We start from the raw sequence: 26929 nt of genomic DNA, 5'->3' as shown, positions 1-26929 counted from the left end.
GCGCCGGGCCGTGTTCAATTTGCCGTGATCGGCGAAGCGCGCTTCTACATCAAAGTTGCACCGCAATATAGTCTGAAAGTTGCAAGATCATTGCGCCACCGGGCAAGATGCGCCCGCCGCCGCCCAGTTTTCGATCGCTTGATAGGTCGCTTCGGCGGAGCCCGGAGCCGGTTCACGACCCGATCCCGGCGCCCAGCCCCAGGCGACCAGTCTGTCGTCGCGAACATGCACCGCGATGTCCTTCAAGCTGCGGTTGCCGTTGCGCAAGGGATCCTTGATCTGGGCGCAGATTTCGGCCGAGGACTTGCCGAACCAGGCCATCTCGGCTGGCGCCAGGTGCCAGTTCTCGGCCCCGGGCGGCCCGTGCAATGCCCTGGAATTGCTGGAGAAATGGCAAGTCATGCAACGCAGGCCCGGACTGCCGAAGCCCGACCCGTCAGCACCGCGCTGGACATTGAAGGCGTGCACGAGCGTGCCGCCGTAATGCGCACCCGACCAGCGCGGTCGCTCGTCCGCGACATGACAGTCGGCGCAGCGCGGATGCGAGAACACCGCATAGACCTTGTCCCATTCGGACAGGGCTTTTGCTGTGTCGACTGCCACCGGCGTCGGCGTCTGGCTCTCTTGCGCGATCGCAAACGATGCTGCGAGCACAAGCATGGCAGCAGGCGTCAGCATGATGACGAGCTTCTTCATGCGAAGGCCACCGTTTTCGACAGCGGCAGCGTGCGGATGCGCTTTCCGGTGAGCGCGAAGATGGCGTTGGCGAGCGCCGGAGCCGCCGGCGGTGTGCCGACCTCGCCGACGCCGCCCATCCTGTGGAAGTTTTCCAGGATGGCAACTTCGAATACCGGGCACTGGAAGATCCGCATGGCGTCGAAATCGTGGAAGTTCGACTGTTCGACCATGCCGTCGGCGAAGGTGATTTCCTGCCCCATCGCCGCCGAAAGACCGTAGATGGCCGCCGAGATCAACTGCGCCTCGATGATGCCGGGGTCGAGCGCGGTGCCGACATCGGCGGCGATCCACACCTTCTCGATGCGGATGCCGGCCGGCGTGTCCGCCACCTGGACGATCTCGCCGACCCAGCTGCCGAAGGACAGCGTGAAGGCCATGCCCCTGGCCTTGCCGGCGGGCAGCGCCTCGCCCCATTTCGCCATCGCGGCGACTTTCTCCACCACCTTCACCGCCGAGGGATAAGCGGCCATCAGTCTCTTGCGCATCTCTACCTGATCGATTTTTCCGGCAATGGCGATCTCGTCCATAAAACCCTCGTGGAAGAAGCCGTTGACCGAGCTGCCGACCGAGCGCCAGGAGCCGACAGGGATGGAGACCGGCGCCGCGACACCAGTGACCCGGTAATTCGGGATGGAGTAGGGTTGGTCGTAGGCGCCATCGACGATGGTCTTGTCGGGACCGAGCGGCGATATCGAGGGGAACAGCCGGCGCAGCATGCCGGCAATCACCGATGGCGAGGCCATCTTCATGTCGACGGCCACTGGCATGCCATCGTCGCCGAGCCGCGCCTGGAACTTGCCTATTGCGGCTGGCCGGTAGGCGTCGTGGCGCATGTCTTCTTCACGCGTCCAGGTCACCTTGACCGGACGCCCGCCCGTCTCCTTCGCCATCAGCGCGGCGCACAGTGCGTAATCCACCTCGACGCGCCGGCCGAAACCGCCGCCCATGAAGGTGGTGTGCACATTGATCTTGTCCTGCCCGATGCCGACCGCGTTGGCGCAAAGCTGCCGCACCAGGGTCGGCGCCTGGTTCCCGCACCAGATGTCTAGCGCGCCGTCCCTGAGCTGCGCCGTGGCGTTCATCGGCTCCATCGTCGCATGCGCCAGATAGGGCACGGCATAGTCTGCCTCGACGATCCTTTCGCGCGGCGCGTCGGCAAAAGCGGTATCGACGTCGCCATTGTCGCGCATCACCGACCCCTTGGTGGCAAGCGCCTGCTTCAGCACATCTGAAATGGCAGCGCTGCCGAGCGGGTATTCGGGATCGAACCACTGGGCGTCGATCGCCTCGGCCGCCTTGAATGCCGCCCATGTGTTGTCGGCGATGATGCCGAAGCCATGGCCATAATTCGTCTCAAGCGGCACGATCTTGATCACGCCGGGCATTTTTTCGGCCCTGGAAAGGTCCGCCTTGACCGGCTTGGCCCAGAAGCGCGGGCTCATCTTGACCGTGCCGTAGAGCATGTCCGGCAGCCTGACATCGATGCCGAAGATCGGCGCCCCGGTGACCTTGGCCAGCATGTCGATGCGCTTTTGCGGCTTTCCCAGCAGCTTCCAGTCGGCTTTGTCCTTGAGCCTGACTTCGTCCGGCGGCGCCATCGCGGCGGCAGCCGCGGCGACCGCGCCATAGGTCAGCGACTTGCCCGACGCCTTGTGCAGGATCGAACCGTCGGCCGTTTCCAGATCGGCTGCGGCAACACCCAGTTCTTGCGCCGCAGCCGCGATCAGCATCTGCCGGGCAGCGGCACCCGCTTGCCGCATCTTGTCAAAACCATCGCGTGTCGAAGCCGAACCCCCGGTGCCCTGCAGGGCAAGGAACTTGCCAACCACGCCGAGACCCGAGCGCACCGCTTGCGCCGTCATGCTCTCGTCGAAGAAGGCGAACGGACCGCCCTCTTGAAGGATCGCGGCGTTGTAGTAGGCATGGGATGCTGGTCCATGCTCGACCTTAACCCGGTCGAGCCCGACGTCGAGTTCCTCTGCGACCATGGCCGCCAGCGTCGTCGAGATGCCTTGCCCCATCTCGGCGCGCGGCGCGACGATGGTGATGGTGTTGTCGGCGCCGATCTTCACATAGGGGTTGAACGTCGCCTCGCCCTTGCCGAGTTCGGCCTCGAGCGGGTTCGGAAAAGGCTTGCGATAGTAGTAATAGCCGACGGCAACGCCGCCCGCGACAGCGGCAGCGCCGATCAGAAACGTGCGGCGGGCGATCTTTCCGACACTGGCCATGGTCAGAGACCCGCCGTCTTGAGCGCCGCGGCCTTCTTGATGGCCGAGCGGATTTTGGGATAGGTGCCGCAGCGGCAGAGATTGCCGCCCATGGCGTTGTCGATGTCGGCATCGCTTGGGTCGGCGACTTCATCGAGCAGCGCCACCGCGCTCATGATCTGGCCGGCCTGGCAGTAGCCGCATTGCGCGACCTGTTCCTCCAGCCATGCCTGCTGCACCGGATGCAGCTTCCCCGCGGTGCCGATGCCTTCAATGGTCGTGATAGCGCCGCTGACCTGCCCAACCGGGAGTGAGCAGGAACGCACCGGCTGACCGTCAACGTGAACTGTGCAGGCGCCGCAGGCGGCGATGCCGCAGCCGAATTTCGGCCCGGTCTTGCCAATGAGATCGCGCAGCGCCCACAGCAGCGGCATGTCCGGATCGGCATCGATATCGAATGACTGCCCGTCGACGGTAAGGCGCATGGGGATACCCTTTGTTGTCGTCCGCTGCCAAGGGCGAAGCGTCCTCTCGGCCATTTCACCTAATACAGATTGACAAATTTCGTCATTTTGTCAAATAGGATTTTGCAGGATAGAATTGCTCCATGAACCAGATCGAAGACATCACCGCCACAGACCCCAAACGCGTCCGTATCCTGGATGGCGCGATGAAGGTGTTTTTGGCCTATGGTTTCTCGCGCACCACCATGGACGATATCGCCCGCGCCGCAGACATGTCGCGCCCGGCGCTCTATCTCCTGTTCAAGAACAAGACCGACATTTTCCGCGCCATCGCCATGATGATCCTGTCACGCTCGGTCGAGGCGGCAAAGATTGCCCTATCCGGCGATGGTCCTTTCACCGAGCGCATGATGCGGGCCATCGACGAGGCATTCATCTCAATGATGGGCGCGGTCGTTGCTTCGCCGCACGGCGCCGAATTGCTGGACATGAAATCGAGCCTTGGCGATCTGGTGGGCTGCTGGCGCGGCGGGCTTGGCCAACACATCAGCGCCGCGATCGAGCGCGAGGCAGCCAGGAACGGCGTCGACCTGGCGGCCAGAGGCCTGTCGGCGCAACTGCTTGCCGACATGCTGCTCGACGGGCTGGAAGGCATGAAGGCGCGGATCAGAGATCCGGAGGGGCAGCGGCAGGCAGCCGCTGCCCTGATCAGGGTGATCGACCTGACCTTGAAGGCATGATTGCGGACCAATCGATGCACATTGATTGGTCGCTCAGGCGCGCCGGCGCTCTGCCTCCGGGTTCTTGCGCGCCGCAAGAAATTCCTTGACCCGCCGGCCAGGTGCCGGACCGCGCACCGGCTTGAAGCCGTCATCGAGTTCGCCGGAGAGATCGAGCGTCGGTCGCTTGCCGACGGCCTCGTAATTCTCTTCCAGCCAGTCGCTGGCGGCGGTGCGGCCGAGATCACGCAGGTAGGTCAGGAACGCCCATTCGGCGTTGACCTTCGAGGACGCCGACAGGTCCTTGAACGCCTCGTCGGCATCGATGCGGTGCATGCGGATGTCGCGATACTCGCCATGCGGCAGACGGCCGGCGGCGATCAGTTCCTTGACGAAGGCGATCGAGCGGAATTCGCGCAGCAACCCGGCGTTGAAGGCGATCTCGTCGATGCGGTTCTGGATCTCGTTGGCGCTTCTTGGTGTTCCCTCCCGCACCACCGGATTGATCTGCACCAGAAGCACGTCCTCGGTCGCAGCCGTCTTGAAGAACGGATAAAGCGCCGGGTTGCCGCCATAGCCGCCATCCCAATAGGGCACCCCCTTGATCTCCACAGCACGGAACAGTTGCGGCAGGCAGGCCGAGGCCATCACCGTGTCGAGGTCGATCTCGCCATCGGAAAAGACGCGCAACTGTCCGGTCTCGACATTGGTCGCCGAGATGAACAGTTCCATCGACTTGCAGGCGCGGACATTGTCGAAATCGATCTCCTGCTGAACCACGTCGCGCAGCGGGTTGAAGCCGAGCGGATTGGCGACATAGGGCGAGAACACCCGCGACATGGTGTCGAAGAAGACATAGCCAGGCGTATTCTCGATCGACCAGTTGCCCCAGGCGACATCCCACGGCATGCGGTGTACCGGGCTGAACCGGCCCTTGGCCGCCACCGCGCGCCAGAAATCGTCAAGTTTCTGCCGCGCTCCCTCGACACCTCCGCGCACATATCCGTCGGCCAGCGCCACCGCGTTCATGGCGCCGGCGCTGGTGCCGGACACTGCTGATATCTCCAGCCGTCCGTCCTCCAGCAGGCGGTCGAGCACACCCCAGGAAAAGGCCCCGTGCGAGCCGCCGCCCTGAAGCGCGATGTTGATCTTCTTCTTTGTCTCCTCCGCCTTGCCGTTTTTGGTCATGGCGTCGTCCTTGGTTCGTTTTGGATAGATGAGAAGATTTTGCGCCTCACGCGGCGGTCCAGCCGCCATCGACCGAGAGATGCGTGCCGTTGATCTGCGCTGCCGCGTCCGAGCACAGGAACACCGCCGCTGCCGCGATCTGCTCCACCGTGACGAATTCCTTGGTCGGCTGCTTGTCCAGCATGACCTCACGGATGACGGTCTCGCGATCCATCTGATGGGCTTTCATTTGGTCGGGGATCTGCGCCTCGACCAGCGGCGTCAGGACATAGCCCGGGCAGATGGCGTTGCAGGTGATTTTTTCGCGCGCCAGTTCGAGTGCGACCGTTTTGGTCAATCCCATGATGCCGTGCTTGGCTGAGACATAGGCCGATTTGAACGGCGACGCGACCAGGCCGTGCGCCGAGGCGATGTTGACGATCCGGCCACCGCCGGCCTCCTTCATCAGCGGGATCGCGGCTGCAATGGTGTGGAACGCCGACGACAGGTTGATGGCGATGATGGCGTCCCATTTCTCGATCGGAAAGTCCTCAACCGGCGCGACATGCTGGATGCCGGCATTGTTGATGAGGATATCGACCGATCCGAATGTCTCAGCCGCCTTGGCGATCAGCGCCCGGCATTCGGCCGGTTTCGACATGTCGGCCTTGATGTAGGCGGTTTTCACCCCGTGGTGTTTGGCGATCGCATCAGTGATGGCGTGGTCGGCGGCCGTGTCGGAGAAAGAGTTGACGACGACATTATGGCCTTCGGCCGCCAACGCCTGGGCGATGGCCAGGCCAATGCCCGATGTGGAGCCGGTGATGACTGCGGTTTTTCTGGCGGCCAAGGGCGGAGTCCTCTGGTTGCGGCAAGAGCGAGCTTATGTTGCACTGCAGCATATATGCTCAATGCGACGCAATAACAGCGGCCAGAATTTTTGAGGAGATGAAATTTTCGTCATGAGCGGCCACACGGCCGCTCACCAGGAGGATATCGTTTGGATCGCCGGTCGCTCGCCAGGCGCCAAAAGACCTCAGGCAACCAGGTCCGGCACCGGCCCGACATAACGCGACTGCGGGCGGATTAGCCGCCCGGTCGTCTGCTGTTCACGCGCATGCGCGATCCAGCCGGCGACGCGCCCGGCGGCAAAGACATTGCTGAAGGTTTGTGGCGGAAAACCCGCCGCCTCCAACAGCAGCGCGGTGTAGAACTCGACATTGGTCTGCAGCGAGCGCGACGGCTTGGCGATCCGCAGCACGTCGAGCGCTACCTGTTCCACTGTCTCCGCGAATGCCAGCCGGCGGCCGGTTTCGCCCTCGCCGCCGAGTTGCCGCACGACGGCCTTCAGCACATCGGCGCGCGGATCACGCACACGGTAGATGCGATGTCCGAACCCCATGATGCGCCTGCCGTGCGCGATCTCGTCGCGCAGCCAGCCGGCGGCATCGCCATGCGCCTTGATCGCATCCAGCATCTCGATGACAGGGCCAGGCGCGCCGCCATGCAGCGGCCCCTTGAGCGCGCCGAGTCCGGCCAGCACGGAGGATGTCAGGCCGGCCTGCGTCGAGGCCACCACGCGCGTCGCAAAGGTCGACGCATTGAGGCCATGATCGCAGACGGTCACGAGATAGGTATCGAGCGCCTTCGCCAGCGCCGTCGAGGCGACGCTGCCGCTCAGCATCCTCAGCATGTCGGCGGCATGATCGGCGCGGCTGTCCGGCGCGATCGGCTGCTCGCCGCGCTGCAGGCGCAGCAGGGCCGGCGTCAGCACGGCGGGCGCTGCGATGAGCAGCAAGGCATCGGTCAAGGTCTCGCCGTCCGGCAGCAGCGCCATGCCGGCGCGCATGGCGCTGTAAACATCGAGCGACGCCAGCAGGGGCAGCGAGGGCAAGAGCCGTTCGAACACCTCAGCGCGTGCTTGGCCCAGTGCCCGCGTCAGTTGCGCCTCATCGGGAAGGTCGTCGAAGAAGCCGTCGAGCAGCAGCCGCATCACCTGGGCATAGTTCAAGCGGCCGGCCAGCTCCGGCAGCGAATGACCTCGGATCGTCAGACGGCCACCAAGACCATCCACATCGGAAAGCACGGTTTCCGCCGCCACCACATCATCGAGCCCATTCGCCATAGCCTGTCTCCTTGAAGCATTTCCGGATCGGAGATAGAGATGGGCAACGTTTCCATCAATCTTGATCAATAGAATCAATATCAGGGCTCGATATGTCCGAGTGGTTGTCCCGGGAAGAGGCGCTTGAGCGCCTCAAGGTGCGGGCGCAGACGCTGTACGCCTATGTCAGCCGTGGGCGCATCGGCATGCGGCCCGACCGCGCCGATCCGCGCCGCAGCCAGTACCGCGCCGACGATATCGCCGCACTGGCGACCCGCCGGGCGCGCGGACGGAGCCCATCAGTCATCGCTGAAAGCGCCATTGCCTGGGGCGAACCCTCAATCGCAACGGCGATTTCGACCGTCTCGCACGGTCGGCTCATCTATCGCGGGCAGGACGCCGCAGTGCTCTCCGGGCACGCCACACTGGAAGAAGCCGCCGCCATTCTCTGGGCTCTGCCGGAACCGGTGGCTTTCGAAGCACCGTCGCCGGATGTGCCCCATCAAGCCGGCCGGGCCTCGGCTTTTGCGCAACTTGCCGTGCTTGCCGGCCAAGGGCGCCCGTCGCTTGGGCGCAACCGGGCCTCGCTGCATGCCGATGCCGCGCACGCTGTCGGCGTGCTGGTCGCCGCGCTGGGCGCACCGGCAGGACCAGATCCCGTCCATCAGCGGCTGGCGCAGGCCTGGTCGGTGGACGCCGGCGGCGCCAATGCGATCCGCCGCGCGCTTGTCCTGCTTGCCGATCATGAACTGAATGCGTCGACCTTCGCCGCGCGCGTCGCAGCCTCGACCGGCGCGCCGCTGGCCGCTTGCCTGCTGGCCGGGCTCGCGACGCTGTCAGGCCCTCGCCATGGCGGTGCCGGCGAGGCGGTGATGCAACTGGCCGAGGATGCGGCCCGACATGGCGCCGATGCGACGATCCGGCGCTGGCTCAGCCACGACCGGCCATTGCCGGGGTTCGGTCATCAGCTCTATCCCGACGGCGATCCCCGGGGGGCGGCGCTACTGTCGGTGATCGAGGTTGACGGCACACTATCGTCGCTGCGCGATGCTGCCCTTGCCGCGACCGGCGCGCTTCCCAACATCGACTTTGGGCTGGCAGCGCTGACGCGCAGCCTTGGCTTGCCGCGCGATGCGCCGTTTCGCCTGTTTGCGCTCGCACGCAGCGTCGGCTGGGCCGAGCACACGGTCGAACAGATCACAAGCGGAAGTGTCATCAGGCCGCGCGGCCGCTATGGGGGCGTGCTGGTGTAGGGTTGCAAGAGCGCCAAGCGCTCAGGACATCGTGTCGAGCTTGCGCTGCATGGCCGCGATCTGGTCCTTCAGTTCCTGAAGATCGTCGGGTTTTTCTGACGTTTCCTTCCTGGCCGGCTCGGGCGACGGCGCGGCGGCTGGCGCGGTGCCGGCGGGCGGGAACGGCGTGAACAGCCGCATCGCATTCTGGAACATTTCCATGTTGCGGCGTGTCTGTTCCTCCAGCGCCTTGATCGGCGTGGTGATCTTCATCATGTCGAGCGGCGACTTGCCGATCGCCCCCTTCATCTGCTCGCGAAAGCGTTCCTGCTCCTTGGAAAAGGCAAGCATCGACTGTTCGAGGAAGCTCGGCACGATCATCTGCATCTGGTCGCCGTAATAAGCGATGAGCTGGCGCAGGAACGGGATCGGCAGCATGTTCTGCCCGTCCTTGTTCTCCAGTTCGAAGATGATCTGTGTCAGCACCGGATGCGTGATGTCGTCGCCGGTCTTGGCGTCCTGGACGGTGAACTCCTCGCCCTTCTTGACCATCTCGGCGAGGTCCTCGAGCGTCACATAGGTGCTGGTGCCGGTGTTGTAGAGGCGGCGATTGGCGTATTTCTTGATGATGATCGGATCGTCTTTAGCGGCCATCTACATCCTCCCGGGGACACCGGCGCGCCTCTGAGCAAGCCGCCGATAACGATTGTGCCTTTTTTTTGAGGATATGCGCAAAAGCTTCACAATTCCAAGCAGTTTGTGCAGTGCGGGATCACTAAATGCTGCATAGCAGGCAAAATATGCTGCGCAGCAATGGACGAATGGTCGCCATGGCAAAGGCACGGCCTGCTTGCGGCGCATGGGCGCCATGCCCATTTCCGGTTTGACTTGGGGTTGGGAAAGGGCAAGAAAAGTCCCCAACGACAGAGCAACACCCTTGAAGTCTGGAGAAGAAAATGTCCGCTTCCATCGTCATTGCCAGTGCGGCGCGCACGCCGGTAGGCTCCTTCAACGGCGCCTTTGCCGCCACCCCTGCGCATGAGCTCGGTGCCGTCGTCATCAGGGAATTGCTGTCACGTGCCGGTGTCGAACCAGGCGAGGTCGACGAGGTCATCCTCGGCCAGGTGCTGACCGCCGCGCAAGGCCAGAACCCGGCCCGCCAGGCATCGATCAATGCCGGTCTGCCCAAGGAAACCACCGCTTGGGGCCTCAATCAGGTTTGCGGCTCGGGCCTGCGTGCCATTGCGCTCGGCATGCAGCAGATCGCCATCGGCGACGCCAAGGTGATCATCGCCGGCGGCCAGGAATCGATGTCGCTTTCGACGCATGCCCAGCACCTGCGCGCCGGCGTCAAGATGGGCGACTTCAAGCTGATCGACACCATGATCAAGGACGGGCTGTGGGACGCCTTCAACGGCTATCACATGGGCAACACCGCCGAAAACGTCGCGCGTCAGTTCCAGATCACCCGCGAAGACCAGGACCAGTTCGCGCTGGCTTCGCAGAACAAGGCCGAGGCCGCGCAGAAGGCCGGCAAGTTCAAGGACGAGATCGTCGCCGTCACACTCAAGGGCAAGAAGGGCGACACCATTGTCGACCAGGACGAATACATCCGCCACGGCGCCACGCTCGACGCCATGACCAAGCTGAAGCCGGCCTTCGACAAGGACGGCACGGTGACCGCCGCCAACGCCTCCGGCATCAATGACGGTGCCGCCGGCGCGCTGCTGATGAGCGAGGCGGAAGCGGTGAGGCGCGGCATCACCCCGCTGGCACGCATCGTGTCCTGGGCAACCGCCGGCGTCGATCCGCAGATCATGGGCACCGGCCCGATCCCAGCATCGCGCAAGGCCTTGGAAAAGGCCGGCTGGTCGGTCGGCGATCTCGACCTTGTCGAGGCCAACGAGGCCTTTGCGGCACAGGCCTGCGCCGTCAACAAGGACATGGGCTGGGATCCCTCGATCGTCAACGTCAATGGCGGCGCCATCGCCATCGGCCACCCGATCGGTGCTTCCGGCGCCCGTGTCTTCAACACACTGGTCTTCGAGATGCGCCGGCGCGGCGCCAAGAAAGGCCTCGCCACCTTGTGCATCGGCGGCGGCATGGGCGTCGCCATGTGCATCGAAGCACTCTGAAAAAGAAGTGAGTAGCAAACAGGGAGTAGTCAATAGGGAAGAATTGCGTCAGCGCGACGGGACAGATCCCTACTCGCTATTCGCTACTCCCTATTCGCTCTCCCGACCAAAGGGAGGGAACACGCATGACCAAGGTAGCAATCGTCACAGGAGGATCGCGCGGCATCGGCGCGGCGATCTCGATCGCATTGAAGACCGTCGGCTATTCGGTTGCCGCGAACTATGCCGGCAATGACGCCGCAGCGGCGAAATTCAAGGCCGAGACCGGCATTCCGGTCTACAAATGGTCGGTCGCCGACTATGATTCCTGCGCCGCCGGCATCCGCCAAGTCGAGGCCGATCTCGGCCCGGTCTCGGTGCTGGTCAACAACGCCGGCATCACCCGGGACGCCATGTTCCACAAGATCACGCGCGAGCAGTGGAAAGAGGTCATCGACACCAACCTGTCCGGCGTCTTCAACATGACGCATCCGCTGTGGAGCGGCATGCGCGACCGCAAGTTCGGCCGCGTCATCACCATCTCCTCGATCAACGGCCAGAAAGGCCAGGCCGGCCAGGTCAACTATTCCGCCGCCAAGGCTGGCGACATCGGTTTCAGCAAAGCCCTCGCTCAAGAGGGAGCTCGCGCGGGCATCACCGTCAACGTCATCTGCCCTGGCTACATCGCCACCGAGATGGTCAAGGCGATCGACGAGAGGGTGCTCAACGACCGCATCATCCCGCAAATCCCCGTCGGCCGCCTCGGCGAACCGGAAGAGATCGCGCGCTGCGTCGTCTTCCTCGCATCCGAAGATGCAGGCTTCATCACCGGCTCGACCATCACGGCCAATGGCGGCCAATACTTCGCCTGACCAGAACCACGTGGCTGAAATGTGCACGTGCCGGGGGTGTCGCCGGCACGTTCGTCTTTAGAACCGCTGCTCCGATACAGCGCCGGTAGTTGTCCGGCGCCTCGAGATCAGGCAACCAGCTTGAGCTCCCGTTTCATCGCTTGCTTGCGCCCGCCCGGCTGCGACGACGCCGGCAGCGTCGCCATTTCGGCCCGGCTGAGACCTGACAATTTCATCGAGATCCTGCGCTTGACGAACGGCATCATGTTGACGACGCCGAGCACGAAATTGCGCAAGACGCGCCGCAGCGGTGTGCGGACAAGCGCCATGCCTGTCAGCCTGCCCGCCAGTTCGATCACCTCTTGTGCCGCGGGACGCCGAAGCGTCTCGTAGAGGTCGAGTTCGCTTTCCGGGCGGACACCGTTGATCACGTCGCCGAGCAGTTCTCCCAGCACCACGGCATCGATCAGGCCGGTGTTCATGCCTTGGCCGCCGGCTGGGCTGTGCACATGGGCGGCGTCGCCCATGACAAACAGGTGCCCCTGGCGGTAGGACTTGGCAAGGCGGTGATGCACGCGGAACCGTGTACTCCAGGTCAGGTCGAGCACCTGCGCCGGGCTGGCCGACGGGCCGCGACTGTCGAGCAGCGCCTGTATGTCGGCAATGCCAGGCCGCTCAGGCGCCTCATCCATGGTCGCTACGATGCGATATGATCCGTCCGGCAGTGGCGCGACGACGACCAGTCCGGCCGGGGAGAACAGCAGCGACACCTCCGTTGGCCCGAGCGGCCAATCAAGGCGCACGTCGGCGAGTACAAAAGACCCTGCATAGGCCTCGCCATCGAAGCCTATGCCGGCGGCCTCGCGTACCACGCTGTGCATGCCGTCCGCACCGACGACGTAACGCGCCGAGATCGTCTTTTCGCGACCATTCTGGACGACCGTGACGTGTGCGCCATCGACCCCCTGCAATACCTCCTTCGCCTCGACGCCGCGATGGACGACACCGCCCAACCCAGCGATGCGCTCAGTGAGGACCTTCTCGGTTAGGTTCTGCGGAATCATCAGCACGTAGGGATACGCCGAGGGCAGGCTCGAGAAATCGAGGTTGATTAGGACCCGGTCGCGATCACGTATGGCGAAGTTGTCAAGCTTCAGGCCGAGTTCGACCAGCCGCCCCGTAACGCCAAGCGGCTCGAGTGTCTCCAGCGTCTGCGCGTGGATCACTCCGGCACGTGAGGTGTTGAGGCCTTCGGCGAGGCGGTCGACCACGACGTGATCGACGCCTGCCTGATGCAGGGCAATGGACAGCGCCAGGCCGGTCGGGCCGGCGCCTATGACCAGGACTTCGGTGGTATCAGGCAGCATTTTCTCTCTCCATTTGTCAACGATTGGTGACTTTTATCTTGGGTGCTTGAGTTTGTCAACGCTCGTTGATATTTGATTTTCATGAGCACGAATCATTCGAAAAAGCCGAGCAAGTCGGATCGCACCCGAGGGCAAATCCTGGATGCCGCCAGAGATCTGTTTGCCGAGCACGGCTATGACGGCGCGTCGATCCGCGATGTCGGGACCCGCGCCTCGATCGATCCGGCCATGGTGATCCGCTATTTCCACAGCAAGGACGAATTGTTCGCCCGGGCGGCACTCGTCGACCTGCAACTGCCGGCACTTCGGGTGATCGACCCGGCCACCGTCGGCGAAACTTTGATCAGGCGGTTTCTCGAAGTCTGGGAAGGCCCGGCCAGCGGACCCGGCATGGCAATTCTGCTGCGTTCCGCGGCGTCGAACGAATTCGCCGCCGAAAAAATGCGCGAGATATTCGCCAACCAGGTGAGGCCGGTGGTTGCGGCGGTCGGCGATCTCGCCGACGCCGGTCGAAGGGCCGGGCTCATTTCGAGCCAGTTGCTGGGTTTGGCGATGTGCCGATATGTGCTGCGGCTACCGCCCGTCGTCGCTCTGTCACACGACGAGATCATCCGGAACGTCGGCCCTGCGCTGCAACGCTATGCCACTGGAGAGGACACGGCCTGAACCAGCGGTCCGGCCGGACCCGTCAACATGCAGCGGCTGCACCTAGCCAAAGCATGCAACCAATCTGTGCCGAAGCAGCACGCGGAGGTTAACAGCCACCCGCCGCCCTGTGCGAAAGCTGCTTCGTAACCTGTGGATTCTCGGTGGATAAGCTGTTCACAACACAAGATATTGGGGTGAACAAATCAGGAAAATCACGCCATCGCTGATTCGTCGCTGATTCGTTCCGGCTATGAGCCGAACGTTAACGACGACAGCCGGAATCGCCTGCCCAACTGCTTAACGCAGGTTAAGAAAGATCAACAATTTCATCATGTTGGTCGAGGCGCCTAGCCACCGTGATTGTTTCCAGGCAAAGGTTAACGGCAACACCCCTCTTAGCATGAAACGGGCCAGTTCAGCGATTCAGCATGTGGTGCGACTCGCGGCCGCGAAATCCACATGTAGCCGTGAACAAAAGCTGAATCTGCAGGAGTCACTGATTCGTCGCCGATTCGTTCCAGACTCGTTCTATCCGTTAATCCGCAGCCGATTGGAAGCTTGACAAAACCACCTTCTCGCCGCCGGCGGAACATTCCGCTTTCGCTTCGCGCCCGAAATCCCTATGTGTCGCCTGTCATACGCGCCATTTGAGGCAGCGCTCCCGACAACCAGAGGCCAGAAGCCTTATTTCCAGATCCCGGAAGCCTTATTCTAGGTTGATGAACATCCAGCCCAAACACACAGAGCCGCTGATCCTGTCGGGCCGCGACGTGACCGCCGTGCTCGGGCCCACCAACACCGGCAAGACCCATCTCGCCATCGAGCGCATGGTAGCGCATGAGAGTGGGATCATCGGCCTGCCGCTCAGGCTTCTGGCGCGCGAGGTCTACGCCCGCGTCTGCGAAAAGGTTGGCGCCCACAAGGTCGCGCTGATCACGGGCGAGGAAAAGATCCAGCCGCCGGGCGCCAGATATTCGGTCTGCACCGTCGAGGCCATGCCGCGCGAGACCGACGCCGCCTTTGTCGCCATCGACGAGGTGCAGCTCGCCGGTGACCTCGAGCGCGGCCACATCTTCACCGATCGCATCCTGCACCTGCGCGGCCGCCAGGAGACGCTGCTACTGGGTGCCGCCACCATGCACGGTATCCTGCAGCGCCTGCTGAGGGGTGTCTCGGTGGTGACGCGGCCGAGGCTGTCGCATCTTGCCTATGCCGGCTCCAAGAAGCTGACCCGCCTGCCGCGGCGCACGGCAATCGTCGCCTTCTCCGCCGACGAGGTCTACGCCATCGCCGAGTTGATCCGCCGCCAGCAGGGCGGTGCCGCCGTCGTGCTCGGCGCGCTCTCGCCGCGCACCCGCAACGCCCAGGTGGCGCTATTCCAGTCCGGCGATGTCGACTACCTCATCGCCACCGACGCCATCGGCATGGGTCTCAATCTCGATCTCGACCACGTCGCCTTCGCCCAGAACCGCAAGTTCGATGGCTTCCAGTACCGCAACCTGACCGCGGCCGAGCTCGGCCAGATCGCCGGCCGCGCCGGCCGGCATCTGCGCGACGGCACGTTCGGTGTCACCGGCCAGGTCGACCCGCTCGACGAAGAGCTGATCAAGAAGATCGAAGGCCACGATTTCGATCCGGTGAAGGTGCTGCAGTGGCGCACCGCGCATTTCGACTTTGCCAGCCTCGACGCGCTGAAGCGCTCGATCGAGACCAACGCTCCGGTCGAGGGACTGACGCGGGCATTGCCTGCCGTCGACGCACAGGCGCTCGAGCATCTGTCGCGCGACGAAGACATCCGCGCGCTCACCACCAATGCCAAGCGCGTGGCGCTGCTGTGGGAAGCCTGCGCGCTGCCCGACTACCGCAGGATCGCGCCGGCGCAGCATGCCGACCTCATTGCCTCGATCTACACGGACCTCGCACGCCACGGCCATGTCAACGAGAATTACATGGCCGAGCAGGTGCGCCGCGCCGACACCACCGAGGGCGACATTGACACGCTGTCGCATCGCATAGCCCAGATCCGCACCTGGACATTCGTGTCGAACCGGCCCGGCTGGCTGGCCGATCAGGCACACTGGCAGGAAAAGACGCGCGAAATCGAAGACAGATTGTCGGATGCGCTGCATGAGCGGTTGACGAAACGCTTCGTAGACCGCAGGACTTCCGTCCTCATGCGGCGCCTTAGAGAAAATACCATGCCTGAAGCCGAAATTAGCCCTACCGGAACCGTCCTTGTCGAAGGCCACCATGTCGGCGAGTTGCAAGGGTTCCGCTTCACCGCCGACCAGACCGCCGGCGGCGAAGAGGCCAAGGCGGTGCGCACCGCTGCCCAGAAGGCGCTGGCCGCCGAGTTCGAATCGCGCGCCGAACGCTTCGGCGCCTCGGCCAATGGCGACATCGCGCTCGGCTCGGACGGCACGCTGCGCTGGATCGGCGCGCCGATCGGCACGCTTGTATCAGGCGAAGACGCGCTGAAGCCGCGGCTGGTGCTGCTGGCCGACGAGCAGCTGACCGGCCCGGCGCGCGACAAGGTCGCCGCGCGTGCCGAGCGATTCGTCAATTTCCAGATCGAGTCGCTGCTGAAGCCGCTGGTCGACCTCAGGAACGCCGACCAGATTTCCGGCATCGGCCGCGGCATCGCCTTCCAGCTGGTCGAGAATTTCGGCCTCATCAACCGCCGCGACATCGCCGAGGAGATGAAGTCGCTCGACCAGGAAGGCCGCGCCGCACTTCGCCGGCTTGGTGTGCGCTTCGGCGCCTACCATGTCTTCGTGCCGGCGCTGATCAAGCCGGCGCCTGCCGGGCTGCTGACATTGCTATGGGCGCTGAAGAACGACGGCAAGGACAAGCCGGGCTTTGGCGACGTGGTCCATGCGCTCGCCTCGGGTCGCACCTCGGTGGTGATCGACCCTGCTTTCGACAAGACGTTCTATAAGCTTGCCGGCTACCGCAATCTCGGCCGTCGCGCCGTGCGCATCGACATACTGGAACGGCTGGCGGATCTGATCCGTCCGGCGACCAACTGGAAGCCCGGCCTCGGCCAGCGCCCGGACGGCGCCTATGACGGCCAGTCCTTCATGGTGACGCCGCCGATGATGTCGATCCTCGGCGCCACCGCCGACGACATGGAAGAAATTCTCAAGGGTCTCGGCTACCGTGCCGAGCCTAAGCCGGCCGTCGAGGTCAAGGCGCGGCTCGAAGCGCAGGACAACGCCGCCCGCGAAGCGGCGGTGGCGAAACTGGCGACGGAAGAAGCTGCACGAGCCGAGCAGGCCAAAGCGGCGGAAGCCGCGGCAACGGATGCCGCAGCAGAGGCAGCCGTCGAAGGGTCGGAGCCGGCATCGGACGCAGTGGCCGTTTCGGAAACCACGGTCGAAATTCCCGCCGAAATCACCTCCGACGCCGCGGCGGAACCTGCTGCGCCAGCCGTGGAAGAACAGGCGGACGCTCCAGTCGAAACCGTGCAAGACGAAGCGCCTGTAGCCGAGGCTGCGGCCGACGTCGCCGAACCGGCGCCGGTTGAACCGCAGGCAGAGACTGAGACTGCCGAGATCGAAGTTGCAGCGGCAGAAGAAGCCGCAACGCCCGAGCTGGCGGCAAATGCCGCGCCGGCAACGGACGCCGCGCCGGACGAACCTGTGGCGGTGACTGAAGCAGCCGTCGGCGAACCCGCTCCGGAAGCCGAAGGGCCAAAACCCATCCTGTTGTGGCGGCAGGGCCGCTTCGAACAGCGGCCGCGCAACCGCGATGACAACCGCAGGAACAATCGCCCGCGCAACGGACAAGCGCGCGGCCGAAGCGATGCGCCTGCGGATGCCGCCGGCGCACCGGCCGCCGCCGCTGCACCCGGCGAACGTCCGGCCCATGAAGGCCGTCGCGATGGAGCCGGCAAGCCGCGCTTCGACCGCTCGAAATTCAAGCCCAAGCCGCAGGCCGAAGGCGAACAGCGACGTGATGGCAGGCCGCAGGGCGAACGTCCCGACCGCCGCGAAGGCCGTCCCGACTGGAAGGGTGGCAGGCCGGATGGCAAAGGTGGCCCGCAAGGCGGCAAGCCGGCCTTCCAGCCGAAGCCGCGCGAGGAGCGCCCGGTGCGTTTCGATCCGGATTCGCCCTTCGCCAAGCTCGCCGCTCTCCGCGACCAGCTGAAGAAGTAGAACCCGGCTCGCTTCGATGGTTGCCGAAGGCCGCCAGCGCATCGACAAATGGCTGTTCTTCTCCCGCGCCGTGAAATCGCGCTCGCTGGCGGCGAAGTTGGTCGTCGCCGGCCGCGTCCGCATCAATCGCGACAAAGCAGCGCAGGCCTCCGACCAAGTCAAGCCAGGCGACGTCCTGACCATCACGCTCGAACGCCGCATCTTCATCTGGAAGGTGCTTGGTGCCGGTGCACGGCGCGGCCCGGCCGAGGAGGCCCGGACGCTCTACGAGGATATGTCGCCACCGCCCGCACCGAAGGGCGAAGCCCCTCCCGATGCAATTCCGGGGCTGCGCGAGGCCGGCAGCGGCCGCCCGACCAAGAAGGAACGTCGCCAGACCGACCGATTGCTCGGCGAAGATTGATGCCTGGCGTCCAAAAACACGCAGTGGTTCTGGGACAACGGCACGCCTGAGGCGAGAACTGAGCCCGGCAAACAGACGCTCTGCGGGACATGACTGACTTCCGCCGGGCCTGCAGTCTGGAATTCCATTCCGGAAACACCGGCACCGTCCGCAATGGCTACCCTTGCAAGCGGTCGACAAAGGCGTTACCTGACGGAAAAAGCCCAACAAAATGGGACGTCCCGGAGCCGACCGATGACCTATGTCGTGACCGACAATTGCATCAAATGCAAATACATGGACTGCATCGAAGTCTGTCCGGTCGACTGTTTCTACGAAGGCGAGAACATGCTCGTCATCCACCCCGACGAGTGCATCGACTGCGGCGTTTGCGAGCCGGAATGCCCGGCCGACGCAATCAAGCCGGACACCGAACCCGGCCTCGACAAATGGCTGCAGGTCAACACCGAATACGCCGAGAAATGGCCCAACATCACCGCCAAGAAGGAACCGCCGGCAGACGCCAAATCCTTCGACGGCGAGGCCGGCAAGTTTGAGAAATACTTCTCGGCCGAGCCCGGCGAAGGCGATTGACAACACGGCCGCAAAGGCCGGTATTACGCTGGGTAAGAGGCACGTCACATTAACCGGCTTGACAGCCGGCGCTGACCTGTGGCCTTCGCGTATGCAGCAAAACCTTGATTCTTCCGACTTTTTGTGTTACATCAGCGAAACATGCCGGTGACACAACGTCGATTTATGGCGCAGACGCCCCAAATCACTGAAAGGTGAAAATCCCATTCGGACCAGAGCGATCTGGGCCAGGCGGTCGCGATGTTGCGGTTTGCCGGTCCGGCTTTTCCGATGGGTTCATCTGTTGTGCGGCTAACGATCGGCTTCCCCGATCGCGCGAGTTCGGACCGGCAGGACGCCGGTGCCACAACAAGGAGTTCAGGGCGTAATGGCAACGATCACCCCGCAGAAGAAGTCCACCGCTGCGCGTCACGGTTTCAAGACCGGCGAGTACATCGTCTACCCGGCGCACGGCGTCGGCCAGATCGTCTCGATCGACGAGCAGGAAGTTGCTGGACACAAGCTGGAACTGTTCGTCATCGACTTTTCGAAGGACAAGATGCGCCTGAAGGTGCCGGTCGCCAAGGCGACCTCCATCGGCATGCGCAAGCTGTCGGAGGAGGATTATGTCGAGCGCGCGCTGAAGGTCGTGCAGGGCCGCGCCCGTGTCAAGCGCACCATGTGGTCGCGCCGCGCCCAGGAATATGATGCGAAGATCAATTCGGGCGACCTGATCTCGATCTCGGAAGTCGTGCGCGACCTCTACCGCGCCGACAACCAGCCGGAGCAGTCCTATTCCGAGCGCCAGCTCTATGAGGCGGCGCTCGACCGCATGGCCCGCGAGATCGCGGCCGTCAACCGCATGTCGGAAACCGAAGCCGTGCGCTTGATCGAGGTCAACCTCAACAAGGGCCCTAAGCGGGGCGCCAAGGCCGACAATGAAGAGGCCGAGCAGGAAGAAGCTGCCTGATCCTTCTCGCCTTTTCGAGAGATCCTGCCTGAAACGATTGGAGGCTCCGGTTTGACCGGGGCCTCTTTTGCTTTTGGGCGGCAGCTTCGATGTTGAAGATGCACCGCGCGCCAGCGTGCTGCATCACGGCTTGCCGGCGCGCCGAACCGTGGTGCCGTCCAGCGCGCGTTTTCGTTTAACGTGTGTCCCCACTTGTCGCCTTGCCAGCAAAGCAGACCGCAGCAATGGTTTCGCGCAATTCCTCGTCGGCGATCGGCTTGTGCAGGATGCGGCTGCCGCTGGCGCTGATCTCCTTGAGGCGCGAAGGCGAGGTATCGCCGGTGATGATGATGGTCGGGACAACGCGGCCGATATGGGCGTGAAGCGCACGGATCGCGTCGGTGCCGGTGGTGTCATTCTCGAGACGGTAGTCTGCGATGATCAGGTCGACCGGCGCATCGCCGGCAGCCAGCGCCGCCGCATGGGCCTTCCGTGCCTCTGCGGCGGAGCGGCCGGGATAGACACGATGTCCTTCCAGGCTGAGCAAGCGCACCATGGCATCGAGAACGTCGCCCTCATCCTCGACCACCATGATGCCGGCGGCACTGCTGGCCGGCGATGTCGTGTCGACCTCTGAGCGAGCCTGCACCGCGCCGGCCTTCGCGACGGTGATGGAAAACAGGGAACCGCGTCCTGGTGTCGAAGCTAATTTCAGGGGGTGCCCCAACAGTTCGGCGGTGCGACGAACGATGGCGAGCCCGAGTCCCAGGCCTTGCGTGCGGTCCCGCGCCGGGTTCTGCAACTGCACGAACTCCTCGAAGACCATCCCCTGCTGATCGGCGGGGATGCCGGGACCGCTGTCGAGGACCTGTATCTCCACACGTGCGCCGCGCCGGCGACAGCCCAACAGGACACCACCTTGCTTGGTGTAACGAAGGGCATTCGACACCAGGTTGTTGAGGATGCGCTTCAGCATCATCGGGTCGCTGTCGACGTAGATGTCGCTGTCGACCACGCGCCACGTAAGTCCGCGCTGCTTCGCCTCGGCGGCGAATTCATTGCGAAGATCACCAAAGAGGTCGCGCAGCGGCACCGCCTCGCTCGCGACCGTGACGATGCCCGCATCGAGCCGGGAGATATCGAGCAAAGCGTTGAGCAGCCCACTGAAGTTGCTGACAACCGATTTCGCCCGGCTGGCCAGGTCGCGCGCCTCGCCGGAGGGTACGTCGCCGCGCTGCCCCAAAACGGCAAGCGTCGAGACCAGCAGGCTCAGGGCATGGATCGGTTGGCGCAGATCGTGACTCGCCGCCGCCAGAAAACGCGTCTTGGCACGGTCGGCGGTCTGCGCCCTGTCGCGTTCCTCTTGCAGATGCTCGACCAGCGTTTCGTTCTCCAGTCGCAGGCTGACGGTTTCGCGCAGCATGCGGTAGGTGATACGGCAGTAGTAGAAATTGATCGCCACCAGCGACGCGAGCAGGAACAGGAAGGCGCCGGATATATCGCTTTGGGTGGTCAGGCAGCGCAGGGCGACCGGCACCACCGTTGCCAGGATGGAACCAACCAGCGCCGGCGGAAAGGCCGACAGAGACGGCACGGTGCCGCAGACGAGACCAGTCAGGACGATGACCGTGAAGGACAGCACGATCGGCGCCTCGGGCATGAATCCGACCCAGCCAAGCACACCCCACAGAAGGCCTGACATGCAGGAAAATGCCGTCGCCAGCCATGCCCAGCGCAAGATCGAGTGGCGATCCCGGGCGCGGCTGAAAAAACGGCGCGACGCCAGCACCCGGATAGCCGTCAGCAGATACAGCGCCGCCAGCCAGCCGATCAGCCAATTGGTGGAAACGGCCGTTCTCAGCACATAGACCGCCGCCATCGAGATCACGATATTGGAGATGACCACGCCGTAGGAATTGCGATACAGGAGTTCGATCAGGGCCTGGCGTATCTTGTCTTCCTGCATCGAATCCCCCAATTGCCCCAAGTATTCTCCGGGCGGTCTTCCCCGGTACCGTTGATCTACCGGCAACCTGTTTCGCATAAGTTGGCGATCGATCCATATACGCCGCTGCAGTCCTGGATGGTGCCCTGATGAATTGCCCGCTCACCGCCATACTCGCCGACGACCATGCCAGCGTGCGCGAGGGGCTGAAGCTGCTCATCTCGGCTATGGACAATGTCTCGGTCGTCGCCGAGGCTGCGGATGGCGAGGCGCTGCTTGGCCAGCTGCGAAGCACGCGCGCCGACCTTTTGATCCTCGACCTCGGCATGCCAGGTGTCGCCGGGATGCAGTTCATCACCACCATCAGGACCTTGGCGCCACGCCTGCGGGTCGTGGTGCTGACGGCCAATATCGAGCCGAGGACGGTGCGCGCCGCGCTCAGTGCCGGCGCCAGCGCCTACCTGACCAAGGACGGCGATCCCGAGGAACTCGGCGCCGCCATCGAAGCGGTCAAGAACGGGGGCACCTATCTGGCGAAAACCGTTCGCTTCGCCGTCAGCGATATGGGCAGGGGCAGCGAGCCGATAGCCGCACAGGAAATCCTCTCCCCGGTGCCGCTGACGCGGCGCGAACGGCAGATCCTTCAACTGGTGGCGCAAGGCATGGTCACGCGCGACATCGCCGAACGGCTGGGTATCAGCCTGCCGACCGCTCGCAAGCATCGCGAAAACCTGATGGGCAAGCTCAATCTCCACAACACCGCCGAACTGACCGCCTACGCGGTTCGTCTGGGATTGCCCGCCGGCTGATATCGCAGCCGCTCGGCAACGTCCCCTTAACCATCGGCAGATTAGCCAAGCCCGATCACGATCCAAATACGGCATCTGCCGTATGTTTTCGGCCTGACCCCCAGCCTACTCCTCCCACGGCTTGATCACATGGGAGGAGCCGTCATGCCGTCGCTGGATCTTTGGATTCCGTTCGCCCTCGCAACGCTCGCCTTCGCCTGCATGCCGGGGCCGGCGATTCTCTACATGACCGCGCAGACGCTGGCCCATGGCCGTCAGGCGGGATTGATGGCGGCACTGGGTGTTCATCTCGGCTGTTACGTGCACATCCTGGCCGCGGCGGTCGGACTCGCCGCACTGATGGAACACGCGCCGGTCGCTTTCTCGATGATCCGATTGGCGGGCGCCACATATCTCATTTCGCTAGGCCTTGCCATGTTCCTGGGCTGGAACCGGATGGGCGAGGACGGTGCCAGGCCGGCCCCGAACACATTCCGCGACAGCATGGTCGTCGAGATCCTCAATCCCAAGACGGCACTGTTCTTCCTGACCTTCCTGCCGCAGTTCGTGGATCCGTCAGCCGCCATTGCCGTAGGGTTGCAATTCCTCATCCTCGGCATCGTCGTCAATCTCATCTTCTCGATGGCCGACCTGGCGGCGGTCGGCATCGCCTCGCTCGCCGTTGGCCGGTTCACTGGCGGCGGCGCCGGATGGGTGATCCCCAAGACATGCGGTTCGATCCTCATCGGACTTGGCGTGGCGCTCGTCAGCCATCATATCTGAACCTGCAAATGAAAAGCCGCGGCGTCAGGGGAGAGCCGACGGTGGAATTTTGGCGGCTGCCGGCAGCAAGGGCCAGTATGCCGGAGGGTGGCTCACGGCCAGCTCGCGCACCGGGCAAGATATCCCGGAAACCAGCGCCCCTTTTAGGGCCGTCGCCCGAATCAACATACTCTGGGTCGCGCGCTTACGCGCCGCCGCCTTCCTTCTCAGCCTCCTGCTTCAGCGTTGCGATGAACCGCTTCGTCCGTTGCTGCTGCGGATTGTTGAACAGCACCGCGGCCGGCCCCTTCTCGACGACGACGCCGGCATCGAGGAACACCACTTCCTGGGCGATCTTGGAGGCGAGGCGCAGATCATGCGTCGCCATCACCATGGTCGTGCCTTCGCTGGCGAGCTTGCCAAGCACCTCGACCACCTCTTGCGCCAGTTCCGGGTCGAGCGCCGAGGTCGGCTCGTCGCAGAGCAACACTTTCGGCGACGGCGCCAACGCGCGGGCGATCGCCACGCGCTGCTGCTGGCCGCCCGACAGCGTCGCCGGCCAGGCGTCTGCCTTGTGCACCATCCCGACCTTCTCCAGCAGAGCCAGTGCCCGCTCGCGTGCCCTCTCAGGCGACCATTTCAACACCGTCACCAGCCCTTCCATGACGTTCTCGATCGCAGTGCGATGCGGAAACAGCTGGAAGTTCTGGAACACCATGCCAGTCTGCAGCCGCAGGCGCTGGATATCCCTGGCCGGAACCCTGCCGCCGGGGTGGAATTCGAGCGTCTCGTCGCCAATGCGCACCGTGCCCGAGGTCGGGATCTCCAGGAGGTTGATACAGCGCAGCAGGGTGCTCTTTCCCCCGCCCGACGGACCGACCAGCGCCGTGACGCTGCCTTCGGCAATGGTGACCGTCACGCCCTTCAACACGAGATTGTCGCCGAAGCGCTTTTCGATGTTGCTGAGGCCGATCATGAGCGCGCCTCCAGGAAGCCGCCATAGCGGTTGAGCCGGGTCTCCAACCGCGTCTGCAAGGCCGACAGCACCGAACTCAGCGCCAAATAGAGGATCGCCGCCTCGACATAGAGGATCAGCGGCTCATAGGTGGTGGCGACGATGCGCTGCGCCGCCTGGAACATCTCCGGCACGGTGATGGCGGCGGCCAGCGACGTGTCCTTGACCAGCGAGATGAAGGTGTTGGAGAGCGGCGGCACCGCGACCCGGCCGGCTTGCGGCAGAATGGTACGCCGCATCGCCTGGCCCCAGGTCATGCCGATCGAATAGGCGGCTTCCCACTGGCCTTTCGGCACCGAGCCTATTGCCGCGCGGATGATTTCCGACGTGTAGGCGCCGATGTTGAGCGTGAATCCGATCAACGCCGCCGTGAAGGCGTCGAGCAGGATGCCGACCGACGGCAGGCCGTAGAAGATGAGGAACAGCTGCACCAAAAGTGGCGTACCCCGGAAGATCCAGACATAGAAGCGCACAAGCGCGACCAGCGGCTTGGGGCCGAACAGCCGGGCGAGTGCAGCACCCAACCCAACGGCCAGCCCCAAGGCGAAGGACAACAGCGTCAGCGGCACGGTGAAGATCAGCGCCGCCCACAGCAGCGAAGGCAGCGACTCCAGCATCAGTTGCAGCCAGTGCGGCACGTATGACCCTCCAGATTGGTCGAAGCAGCTTGGTCAAGGGAGAATGCGTCTGCCATATCACGACAAAAGCGGCGGGCCGTCAAAGACGGCTCGCCGCTCTATGTGTCTCATGGCCGCGGAGCGGCTCGCCTCGTAGATTACTTCGAAACATCCTGGCCGAAATAGGTGTCGGCGATCTTCTTATAGGTGCCGTCGGCCTTGATGTCGGCCAGCGCCTTGTTGATCGCGGCGACCAGTTCCGGATCGCCCTTGCGCACGATGACGCCGGAATAGTCGGCGTTTTCCTCTTGCGCGGCAATCTTCACATTGGCTTCGGGCTTGTGCTTCTTGAAGTCGAGGAACGACAGGCTGTCATTGATCGTGGCGTCGGCGCGGCCGGTCAAAAGCAGCTGGATCGACTGGTCGAAGCCATCGGTGCCGACCAGCTCGGCGCCGTTCGTTTCGGCCAGCTTGCCGAAATTCGAGGTCAGCGACTGCGCCGACTTCTTGCCCTTGAGATCGGCGAAGCTCTTGATGTCGGTGTTGTCGCCGCGCACGATCAGCACCGCCTTGGAGGCGATGTAGGGATCGGAGAAATCGTACTTGGCTTTGCGGGCATCGGTGATGCCGACCTGATTGATGACGGCGTCGTAGCGATTGGCGTCGAGGCCGGCGATCAGTCCATCCCACTTGCCTTCGAGGAACTCGGCCTGGACACCAAGCTTCTCGGCAATCGCCTTGGCGATTTCGACGTCGAAGCCGACCAGTGCACCGGACGTGTCATGGTAGGTGAACGGCGCATAGGTGCCTTCCGTGCCGATCTTGATGACACCGGCGTGCTTGATCTGGTCGAGATTGGGGCCGGCATGACCTGAAGCGACAGCCAGGGCCTGCAGCGTTCCGGCGATAATGAGCGACTTGAGCCATTTCATTTTTCTGTGATCCCGTCCTTGGCCGGCTGGCCGGCATATTTGTGAGCGCTGGAAACTGACAGATGCAAGCCGAAAAAATAAGGAACTGAATTTCAAAAACAGCGGGTTTATGAAACCATATTCTCTAAACGGTACTTTCCACTCGTGATTGCAGCCATCTCGGACCCCCTGAGAATCCTTCAGGCAACACAATCGCGCCGCTGCGGTCGCGGAACCTTTCCCGCGCATGGCAGTTCTGGCTGTTCTAGGGCACGACGCCGGCATTTCAACCCGGGCGGCAGCCAACTTTGCAAAGTCATTCGCACCACCCAGGGAGCGCCTCATGATGGAAGACACGGCAGGACGGATCATGGTCCGCGCGGCAATGAAGGCTCCCTACCTCGAGCGTGACGAAGAGCATCGGCTTGCATTGCTCTGGAAAGAGGACAACGACCAGAACGCGCTGCACTCAATCACCGTCGCCCATATGCGGCTGGTCATTTCCATGGCCTCCAAGTTCCGCCATTACGGCCTGCCGCTCGGCGATCTGGTCCAGGAGGGTCATGTCGGATTGCTCGAGGCCGCCGCCCGCTTCGAGCCGGAGCGCGAGGTGCGGTTCTCGACCTATGCGACATGGTGGATCCGCGCCTCGATGCAGGACTATATCCTGCGCAACTGGTCTATCGTGCGTGGCGGCACCAGCTCGGCCCAGAAGGCGCTGTTCTTCAACCTGCGACGCCTGCGCGCGCGGTTGGCGAATGGCACGGAGCCGCTCTCCAACGCCACGCTCTATCGCGAAGTGTCGGAGGCGCTTGGCGTCTCCGAAGCCGATGTGGCGATGATGGATTCGCGGCTCTCGGCGCCCGACTCCTCGCTCAACATGCCTATTGCCGACGATGCGGGTTCGACCGAGCGCATGGATTTCCTGATTTCGGACGATCCGCTGCCCGACGAGATCGTCGGCGACAAGATCGATGTCGCGCGCCGCTCGCTCTGGCTGAGGGAGGCGCTTCGCGCGCTCAACGCACGGGAGCTTAGGATCATCGAGGAACGGCGGCTGAACGACGAGGGCGCGACACTCGAAGCGCTCGGCGAAACCCTCGGCATCTCCAAGGAACGCGTCCGCCAGATCGAGGCCCGCGCCATGGAAAAGCTCAAGGTCGCATTGGTGAAGCAGAACCCGGAGTTCATGGCGACTGCCGCCTGAACGGCGGCAGGC

24 protein-coding genes are annotated in these 26929 nt (G+C 63.7%); 12 read left to right on the top strand and 12 right to left on the bottom strand.

Annotated elements, in window-relative coordinates:
* Nucleotides 1-87: 87 nt before the first annotated feature.
* The 3 genes from EJ079_RS11740 to EJ079_RS11730 are packed head-to-tail and all read right to left on the bottom strand — an operon-like array spanning nucleotide 88 to nucleotide 3430.
* Nucleotides 88-696 carry a hypothetical protein gene (locus EJ079_RS11740; RefSeq protein ID WP_127809048.1) on the bottom strand — a complete coding sequence of 203 codons (609 nt, stop codon included), beginning with the start codon at nucleotides 694-696 and terminating at the stop codon, nucleotides 88-90.
* Complete coding sequence (locus EJ079_RS11735) at nucleotides 693-2966, bottom strand: xanthine dehydrogenase family protein molybdopterin-binding subunit (RefSeq protein WP_127809047.1); 2274 nt, start codon at nucleotides 2964-2966, stop codon at nucleotides 693-695. The genes EJ079_RS11740 and EJ079_RS11735 overlap by 4 nt, the downstream gene beginning before the upstream one ends.
* Nucleotides 2967-2968: 2 nt before the next feature.
* Nucleotides 2969-3430: a (2Fe-2S)-binding protein gene (locus EJ079_RS11730; RefSeq protein WP_127327650.1), complete on the bottom strand. Its 462-nt coding sequence runs from the start codon at nucleotides 3428-3430 to the stop codon at nucleotides 2969-2971.
* A gap of 122 nt (nucleotides 3431-3552) precedes the next feature.
* Here EJ079_RS11730 and EJ079_RS11725 point away from each other — a divergent pair, with 122 nt between their 5' ends.
* A complete protein-coding gene (locus EJ079_RS11725) occupies nucleotides 3553-4149 on the top strand; it encodes a TetR/AcrR family transcriptional regulator (protein ID WP_127809046.1) in 597 nt (198 codons plus the stop codon).
* Nucleotides 4150-4182: 33 nt separating this feature from the next.
* On the opposite strand, the gene EJ079_RS11720 is transcribed toward EJ079_RS11725, so the two are convergent.
* The 3 genes from EJ079_RS11720 to EJ079_RS11710 form a co-directional block, all read right to left on the bottom strand.
* Nucleotides 4183-5316 carry a patatin-like phospholipase family protein gene (locus EJ079_RS11720; protein ID WP_127270167.1) on the bottom strand — a complete coding sequence of 378 codons (1134 nt, stop codon included), beginning with the start codon at nucleotides 5314-5316 and terminating at the stop codon, nucleotides 4183-4185.
* Nucleotides 5317-5362: 46 nt separating this feature from the next.
* Nucleotides 5363-6145: a 3-hydroxybutyrate dehydrogenase gene (locus EJ079_RS11715; protein WP_127809045.1), complete on the bottom strand. Its 783-nt coding sequence runs from the start codon at nucleotides 6143-6145 to the stop codon at nucleotides 5363-5365.
* Nucleotides 6146-6331: 186 nt separating this feature from the next.
* Nucleotides 6332-7420, bottom strand: coding sequence for a citrate synthase/methylcitrate synthase (locus tag EJ079_RS11710; RefSeq protein ID WP_127809044.1), 1089 nt, complete (start codon nucleotides 7418-7420; stop codon nucleotides 6332-6334).
* A 92-nt stretch (nucleotides 7421-7512) separates the two neighbouring features.
* On the opposite strand from EJ079_RS11710, the gene EJ079_RS11705 reads away from it, so the two are divergent.
* Nucleotides 7513-8652 (top strand): citrate synthase, encoded by a 1140-nt coding sequence (locus EJ079_RS11705; RefSeq protein ID WP_127809043.1) that lies wholly within the window; start codon nucleotides 7513-7515, stop codon nucleotides 8650-8652.
* Between the two features lie 21 nt (nucleotides 8653-8673).
* Here EJ079_RS11705 and phaR read toward each other — a convergent pair whose 3' ends face one another.
* Nucleotides 8674-9285: a polyhydroxyalkanoate synthesis repressor PhaR gene (gene phaR, locus EJ079_RS11700; protein WP_027037157.1), complete on the bottom strand. Its 612-nt coding sequence runs from the start codon at nucleotides 9283-9285 to the stop codon at nucleotides 8674-8676.
* 302 nt (nucleotides 9286-9587) lie between these two features.
* On the opposite strand from phaR, the gene EJ079_RS11695 reads away from it, so the two are divergent.
* Both EJ079_RS11695 and phbB read left to right on the top strand, forming a co-directional pair.
* Entirely contained in the window at nucleotides 9588-10766 is a 1179-nt protein-coding gene (locus EJ079_RS11695) for an acetyl-CoA C-acetyltransferase (protein ID WP_127809042.1), read from the top strand.
* Between the two features lie 125 nt (nucleotides 10767-10891).
* On the top strand, nucleotides 10892-11617 hold the full coding sequence (gene phbB, locus EJ079_RS11690) for an acetoacetyl-CoA reductase (RefSeq protein ID WP_127399245.1): 726 nt from the start codon (nucleotides 10892-10894) through the stop codon (nucleotides 11615-11617).
* Between the two features lie 107 nt (nucleotides 11618-11724).
* On the opposite strand, the gene EJ079_RS11685 is transcribed toward phbB, so the two are convergent.
* The gene (locus tag EJ079_RS11685; RefSeq protein ID WP_127809041.1) at nucleotides 11725-12963 is read right to left on the bottom strand and encodes an FAD-dependent monooxygenase; all 1239 of its coding nucleotides are present in this window, start codon (nucleotides 12961-12963) and stop codon (nucleotides 11725-11727) included.
* Nucleotides 12964-13044: 81 nt separating this feature from the next.
* On the opposite strand from EJ079_RS11685, the gene EJ079_RS11680 reads away from it, so the two are divergent.
* The 5 genes from EJ079_RS11680 to EJ079_RS11660 all read left to right on the top strand — a co-directional run bounded on the left by EJ079_RS11680 (nucleotide 13045) and on the right by EJ079_RS11660 (nucleotide 19693).
* Entirely contained in the window at nucleotides 13045-13629 is a 585-nt protein-coding gene (locus tag EJ079_RS11680) for a TetR family transcriptional regulator (RefSeq protein WP_127397678.1), read from the top strand.
* A gap of 701 nt (nucleotides 13630-14330) precedes the next feature.
* Nucleotides 14331-17768, top strand: a complete 3438-nt coding sequence (locus EJ079_RS11675; RefSeq protein ID WP_127809040.1) for a helicase-related protein — start codon at nucleotides 14331-14333, stop codon at nucleotides 17766-17768.
* 16 nt (nucleotides 17769-17784) lie between these two features.
* A complete protein-coding gene (locus tag EJ079_RS11670) occupies nucleotides 17785-18171 on the top strand; it encodes an RNA-binding S4 domain-containing protein (RefSeq protein WP_023814308.1) in 387 nt (128 codons plus the stop codon).
* 234 nt (nucleotides 18172-18405) lie between these two features.
* On the top strand, nucleotides 18406-18744 hold the full coding sequence (gene fdxA / locus EJ079_RS11665; protein ID WP_013529180.1) for a ferredoxin FdxA: 339 nt from the start codon (nucleotides 18406-18408) through the stop codon (nucleotides 18742-18744).
* Nucleotides 18745-19111: 367 nt separating this feature from the next.
* On the top strand, nucleotides 19112-19693 hold the full coding sequence (locus EJ079_RS11660; RefSeq protein WP_013529179.1) for a CarD family transcriptional regulator: 582 nt from the start codon (nucleotides 19112-19114) through the stop codon (nucleotides 19691-19693).
* A 175-nt stretch (nucleotides 19694-19868) separates the two neighbouring features.
* On the opposite strand, the gene EJ079_RS11655 is transcribed toward EJ079_RS11660, so the two are convergent.
* The gene (locus EJ079_RS11655; protein WP_127809039.1) at nucleotides 19869-21638 is read right to left on the bottom strand and encodes an ATP-binding protein; all 1770 of its coding nucleotides are present in this window, start codon (nucleotides 21636-21638) and stop codon (nucleotides 19869-19871) included.
* 128 nt (nucleotides 21639-21766) lie between these two features.
* Between EJ079_RS11655 and EJ079_RS11650 the strand changes: the two genes are divergently transcribed.
* Entirely contained in the window at nucleotides 21767-22426 is a 660-nt protein-coding gene (locus tag EJ079_RS11650) for a response regulator transcription factor (protein ID WP_127809038.1), read from the top strand.
* A 144-nt stretch (nucleotides 22427-22570) separates the two neighbouring features.
* On the top strand, nucleotides 22571-23188 hold the full coding sequence (locus tag EJ079_RS11645) for a LysE family translocator (protein ID WP_127267254.1): 618 nt from the start codon (nucleotides 22571-22573) through the stop codon (nucleotides 23186-23188).
* Nucleotides 23189-23372: 184 nt separating this feature from the next.
* Here EJ079_RS11645 and EJ079_RS11640 read toward each other — a convergent pair whose 3' ends face one another.
* The 3 genes from EJ079_RS11640 to EJ079_RS11630 all read right to left on the bottom strand — a co-directional run bounded on the left by EJ079_RS11640 (nucleotide 23373) and on the right by EJ079_RS11630 (nucleotide 25731).
* Entirely contained in the window at nucleotides 23373-24143 is a 771-nt protein-coding gene (locus EJ079_RS11640; protein WP_127267253.1) for an amino acid ABC transporter ATP-binding protein, read from the bottom strand.
* The gene (locus tag EJ079_RS11635; RefSeq protein ID WP_127267252.1) at nucleotides 24140-24820 is read right to left on the bottom strand and encodes an amino acid ABC transporter permease; all 681 of its coding nucleotides are present in this window, start codon (nucleotides 24818-24820) and stop codon (nucleotides 24140-24142) included. The genes EJ079_RS11640 and EJ079_RS11635 overlap by 4 nt, the downstream gene beginning before the upstream one ends.
* Nucleotides 24821-24957: 137 nt before the next feature.
* Nucleotides 24958-25731: an amino acid ABC transporter substrate-binding protein gene (locus EJ079_RS11630; protein WP_127809037.1), complete on the bottom strand. Its 774-nt coding sequence runs from the start codon at nucleotides 25729-25731 to the stop codon at nucleotides 24958-24960.
* 322 nt (nucleotides 25732-26053) lie between these two features.
* On the opposite strand from EJ079_RS11630, the gene EJ079_RS11625 reads away from it, so the two are divergent.
* Entirely contained in the window at nucleotides 26054-26917 is an 864-nt protein-coding gene (locus EJ079_RS11625) for an RNA polymerase factor sigma-32 (protein ID WP_023814301.1), read from the top strand.
* Nucleotides 26918-26929: the final 12 nt, after the last annotated feature.

This window comes from Mesorhizobium sp. M7A.F.Ce.TU.012.03.2.1, from assembly GCF_004006095.1.
In the GTDB taxonomy this organism is placed as follows: domain Bacteria; phylum Pseudomonadota; class Alphaproteobacteria; order Rhizobiales; family Rhizobiaceae; genus Mesorhizobium.
This window is presented reverse-complemented; position numbering and strand designations above follow the sequence as displayed.

Excerpts from the sequence above, each read along its gene's own strand:
- EJ079_RS11645 (WP_127267254.1), top strand. The coding sequence starts at position 22,571 with ATGCCGTCGCTGGATCTTTGGATTCCGTTCGCCCTCGCAACGCTCGCC.
- fdxA (WP_013529180.1), top strand. The coding sequence starts at position 18,406 with ATGACCTATGTCGTGACCGACAATTGCATCAAATGCAAATACATGGAC.
- EJ079_RS11730 (WP_127327650.1), bottom strand. The coding sequence starts at position 3,430 with ATGCGCCTTACCGTCGACGGGCAGTCATTCGATATCGATGCCGATCCG.
- EJ079_RS11680 (WP_127397678.1), top strand. The coding sequence starts at position 13,045 with ATGAGCACGAATCATTCGAAAAAGCCGAGCAAGTCGGATCGCACCCGA.
- EJ079_RS11705 (WP_127809043.1), top strand. The coding sequence starts at position 7,513 with ATGTCCGAGTGGTTGTCCCGGGAAGAGGCGCTTGAGCGCCTCAAGGTG.
- EJ079_RS11685 (WP_127809041.1), bottom strand. The coding sequence starts at position 12,963 with ATGCTGCCTGATACCACCGAAGTCCTGGTCATAGGCGCCGGCCCGACC.
- EJ079_RS11630 (WP_127809037.1), bottom strand. The coding sequence starts at position 25,731 with ATGAAATGGCTCAAGTCGCTCATTATCGCCGGAACGCTGCAGGCCCTG.
- EJ079_RS11625 (WP_023814301.1), top strand. The coding sequence starts at position 26,054 with ATGATGGAAGACACGGCAGGACGGATCATGGTCCGCGCGGCAATGAAG.
- phbB (WP_127399245.1), top strand. The coding sequence starts at position 10,892 with ATGACCAAGGTAGCAATCGTCACAGGAGGATCGCGCGGCATCGGCGCG.
- EJ079_RS11670 (WP_023814308.1), top strand. The coding sequence starts at position 17,785 with ATGGTTGCCGAAGGCCGCCAGCGCATCGACAAATGGCTGTTCTTCTCC.
- EJ079_RS11640 (WP_127267253.1), bottom strand. The coding sequence starts at position 24,143 with ATGATCGGCCTCAGCAACATCGAAAAGCGCTTCGGCGACAATCTCGTG.
- EJ079_RS11650 (WP_127809038.1), top strand. The coding sequence starts at position 21,767 with ATGAATTGCCCGCTCACCGCCATACTCGCCGACGACCATGCCAGCGTG.
- EJ079_RS11735 (WP_127809047.1), bottom strand. The coding sequence starts at position 2,966 with ATGGCCAGTGTCGGAAAGATCGCCCGCCGCACGTTTCTGATCGGCGCT.
- EJ079_RS11695 (WP_127809042.1), top strand. The coding sequence starts at position 9,588 with ATGTCCGCTTCCATCGTCATTGCCAGTGCGGCGCGCACGCCGGTAGGC.
- EJ079_RS11660 (WP_013529179.1), top strand. The coding sequence starts at position 19,112 with ATGGCAACGATCACCCCGCAGAAGAAGTCCACCGCTGCGCGTCACGGT.
- EJ079_RS11655 (WP_127809039.1), bottom strand. The coding sequence starts at position 21,638 with ATGCAGGAAGACAAGATACGCCAGGCCCTGATCGAACTCCTGTATCGC.
- EJ079_RS11710 (WP_127809044.1), bottom strand. The coding sequence starts at position 7,420 with ATGGCGAATGGGCTCGATGATGTGGTGGCGGCGGAAACCGTGCTTTCC.
- phaR (WP_027037157.1), bottom strand. The coding sequence starts at position 9,285 with ATGGCCGCTAAAGACGATCCGATCATCATCAAGAAATACGCCAATCGC.
- EJ079_RS11720 (WP_127270167.1), bottom strand. The coding sequence starts at position 5,316 with ATGACCAAAAACGGCAAGGCGGAGGAGACAAAGAAGAAGATCAACATC.
- EJ079_RS11675 (WP_127809040.1), top strand. The coding sequence starts at position 14,331 with ATGAACATCCAGCCCAAACACACAGAGCCGCTGATCCTGTCGGGCCGC.
- EJ079_RS11740 (WP_127809048.1), bottom strand. The coding sequence starts at position 696 with ATGAAGAAGCTCGTCATCATGCTGACGCCTGCTGCCATGCTTGTGCTC.
- EJ079_RS11725 (WP_127809046.1), top strand. The coding sequence starts at position 3,553 with ATGAACCAGATCGAAGACATCACCGCCACAGACCCCAAACGCGTCCGT.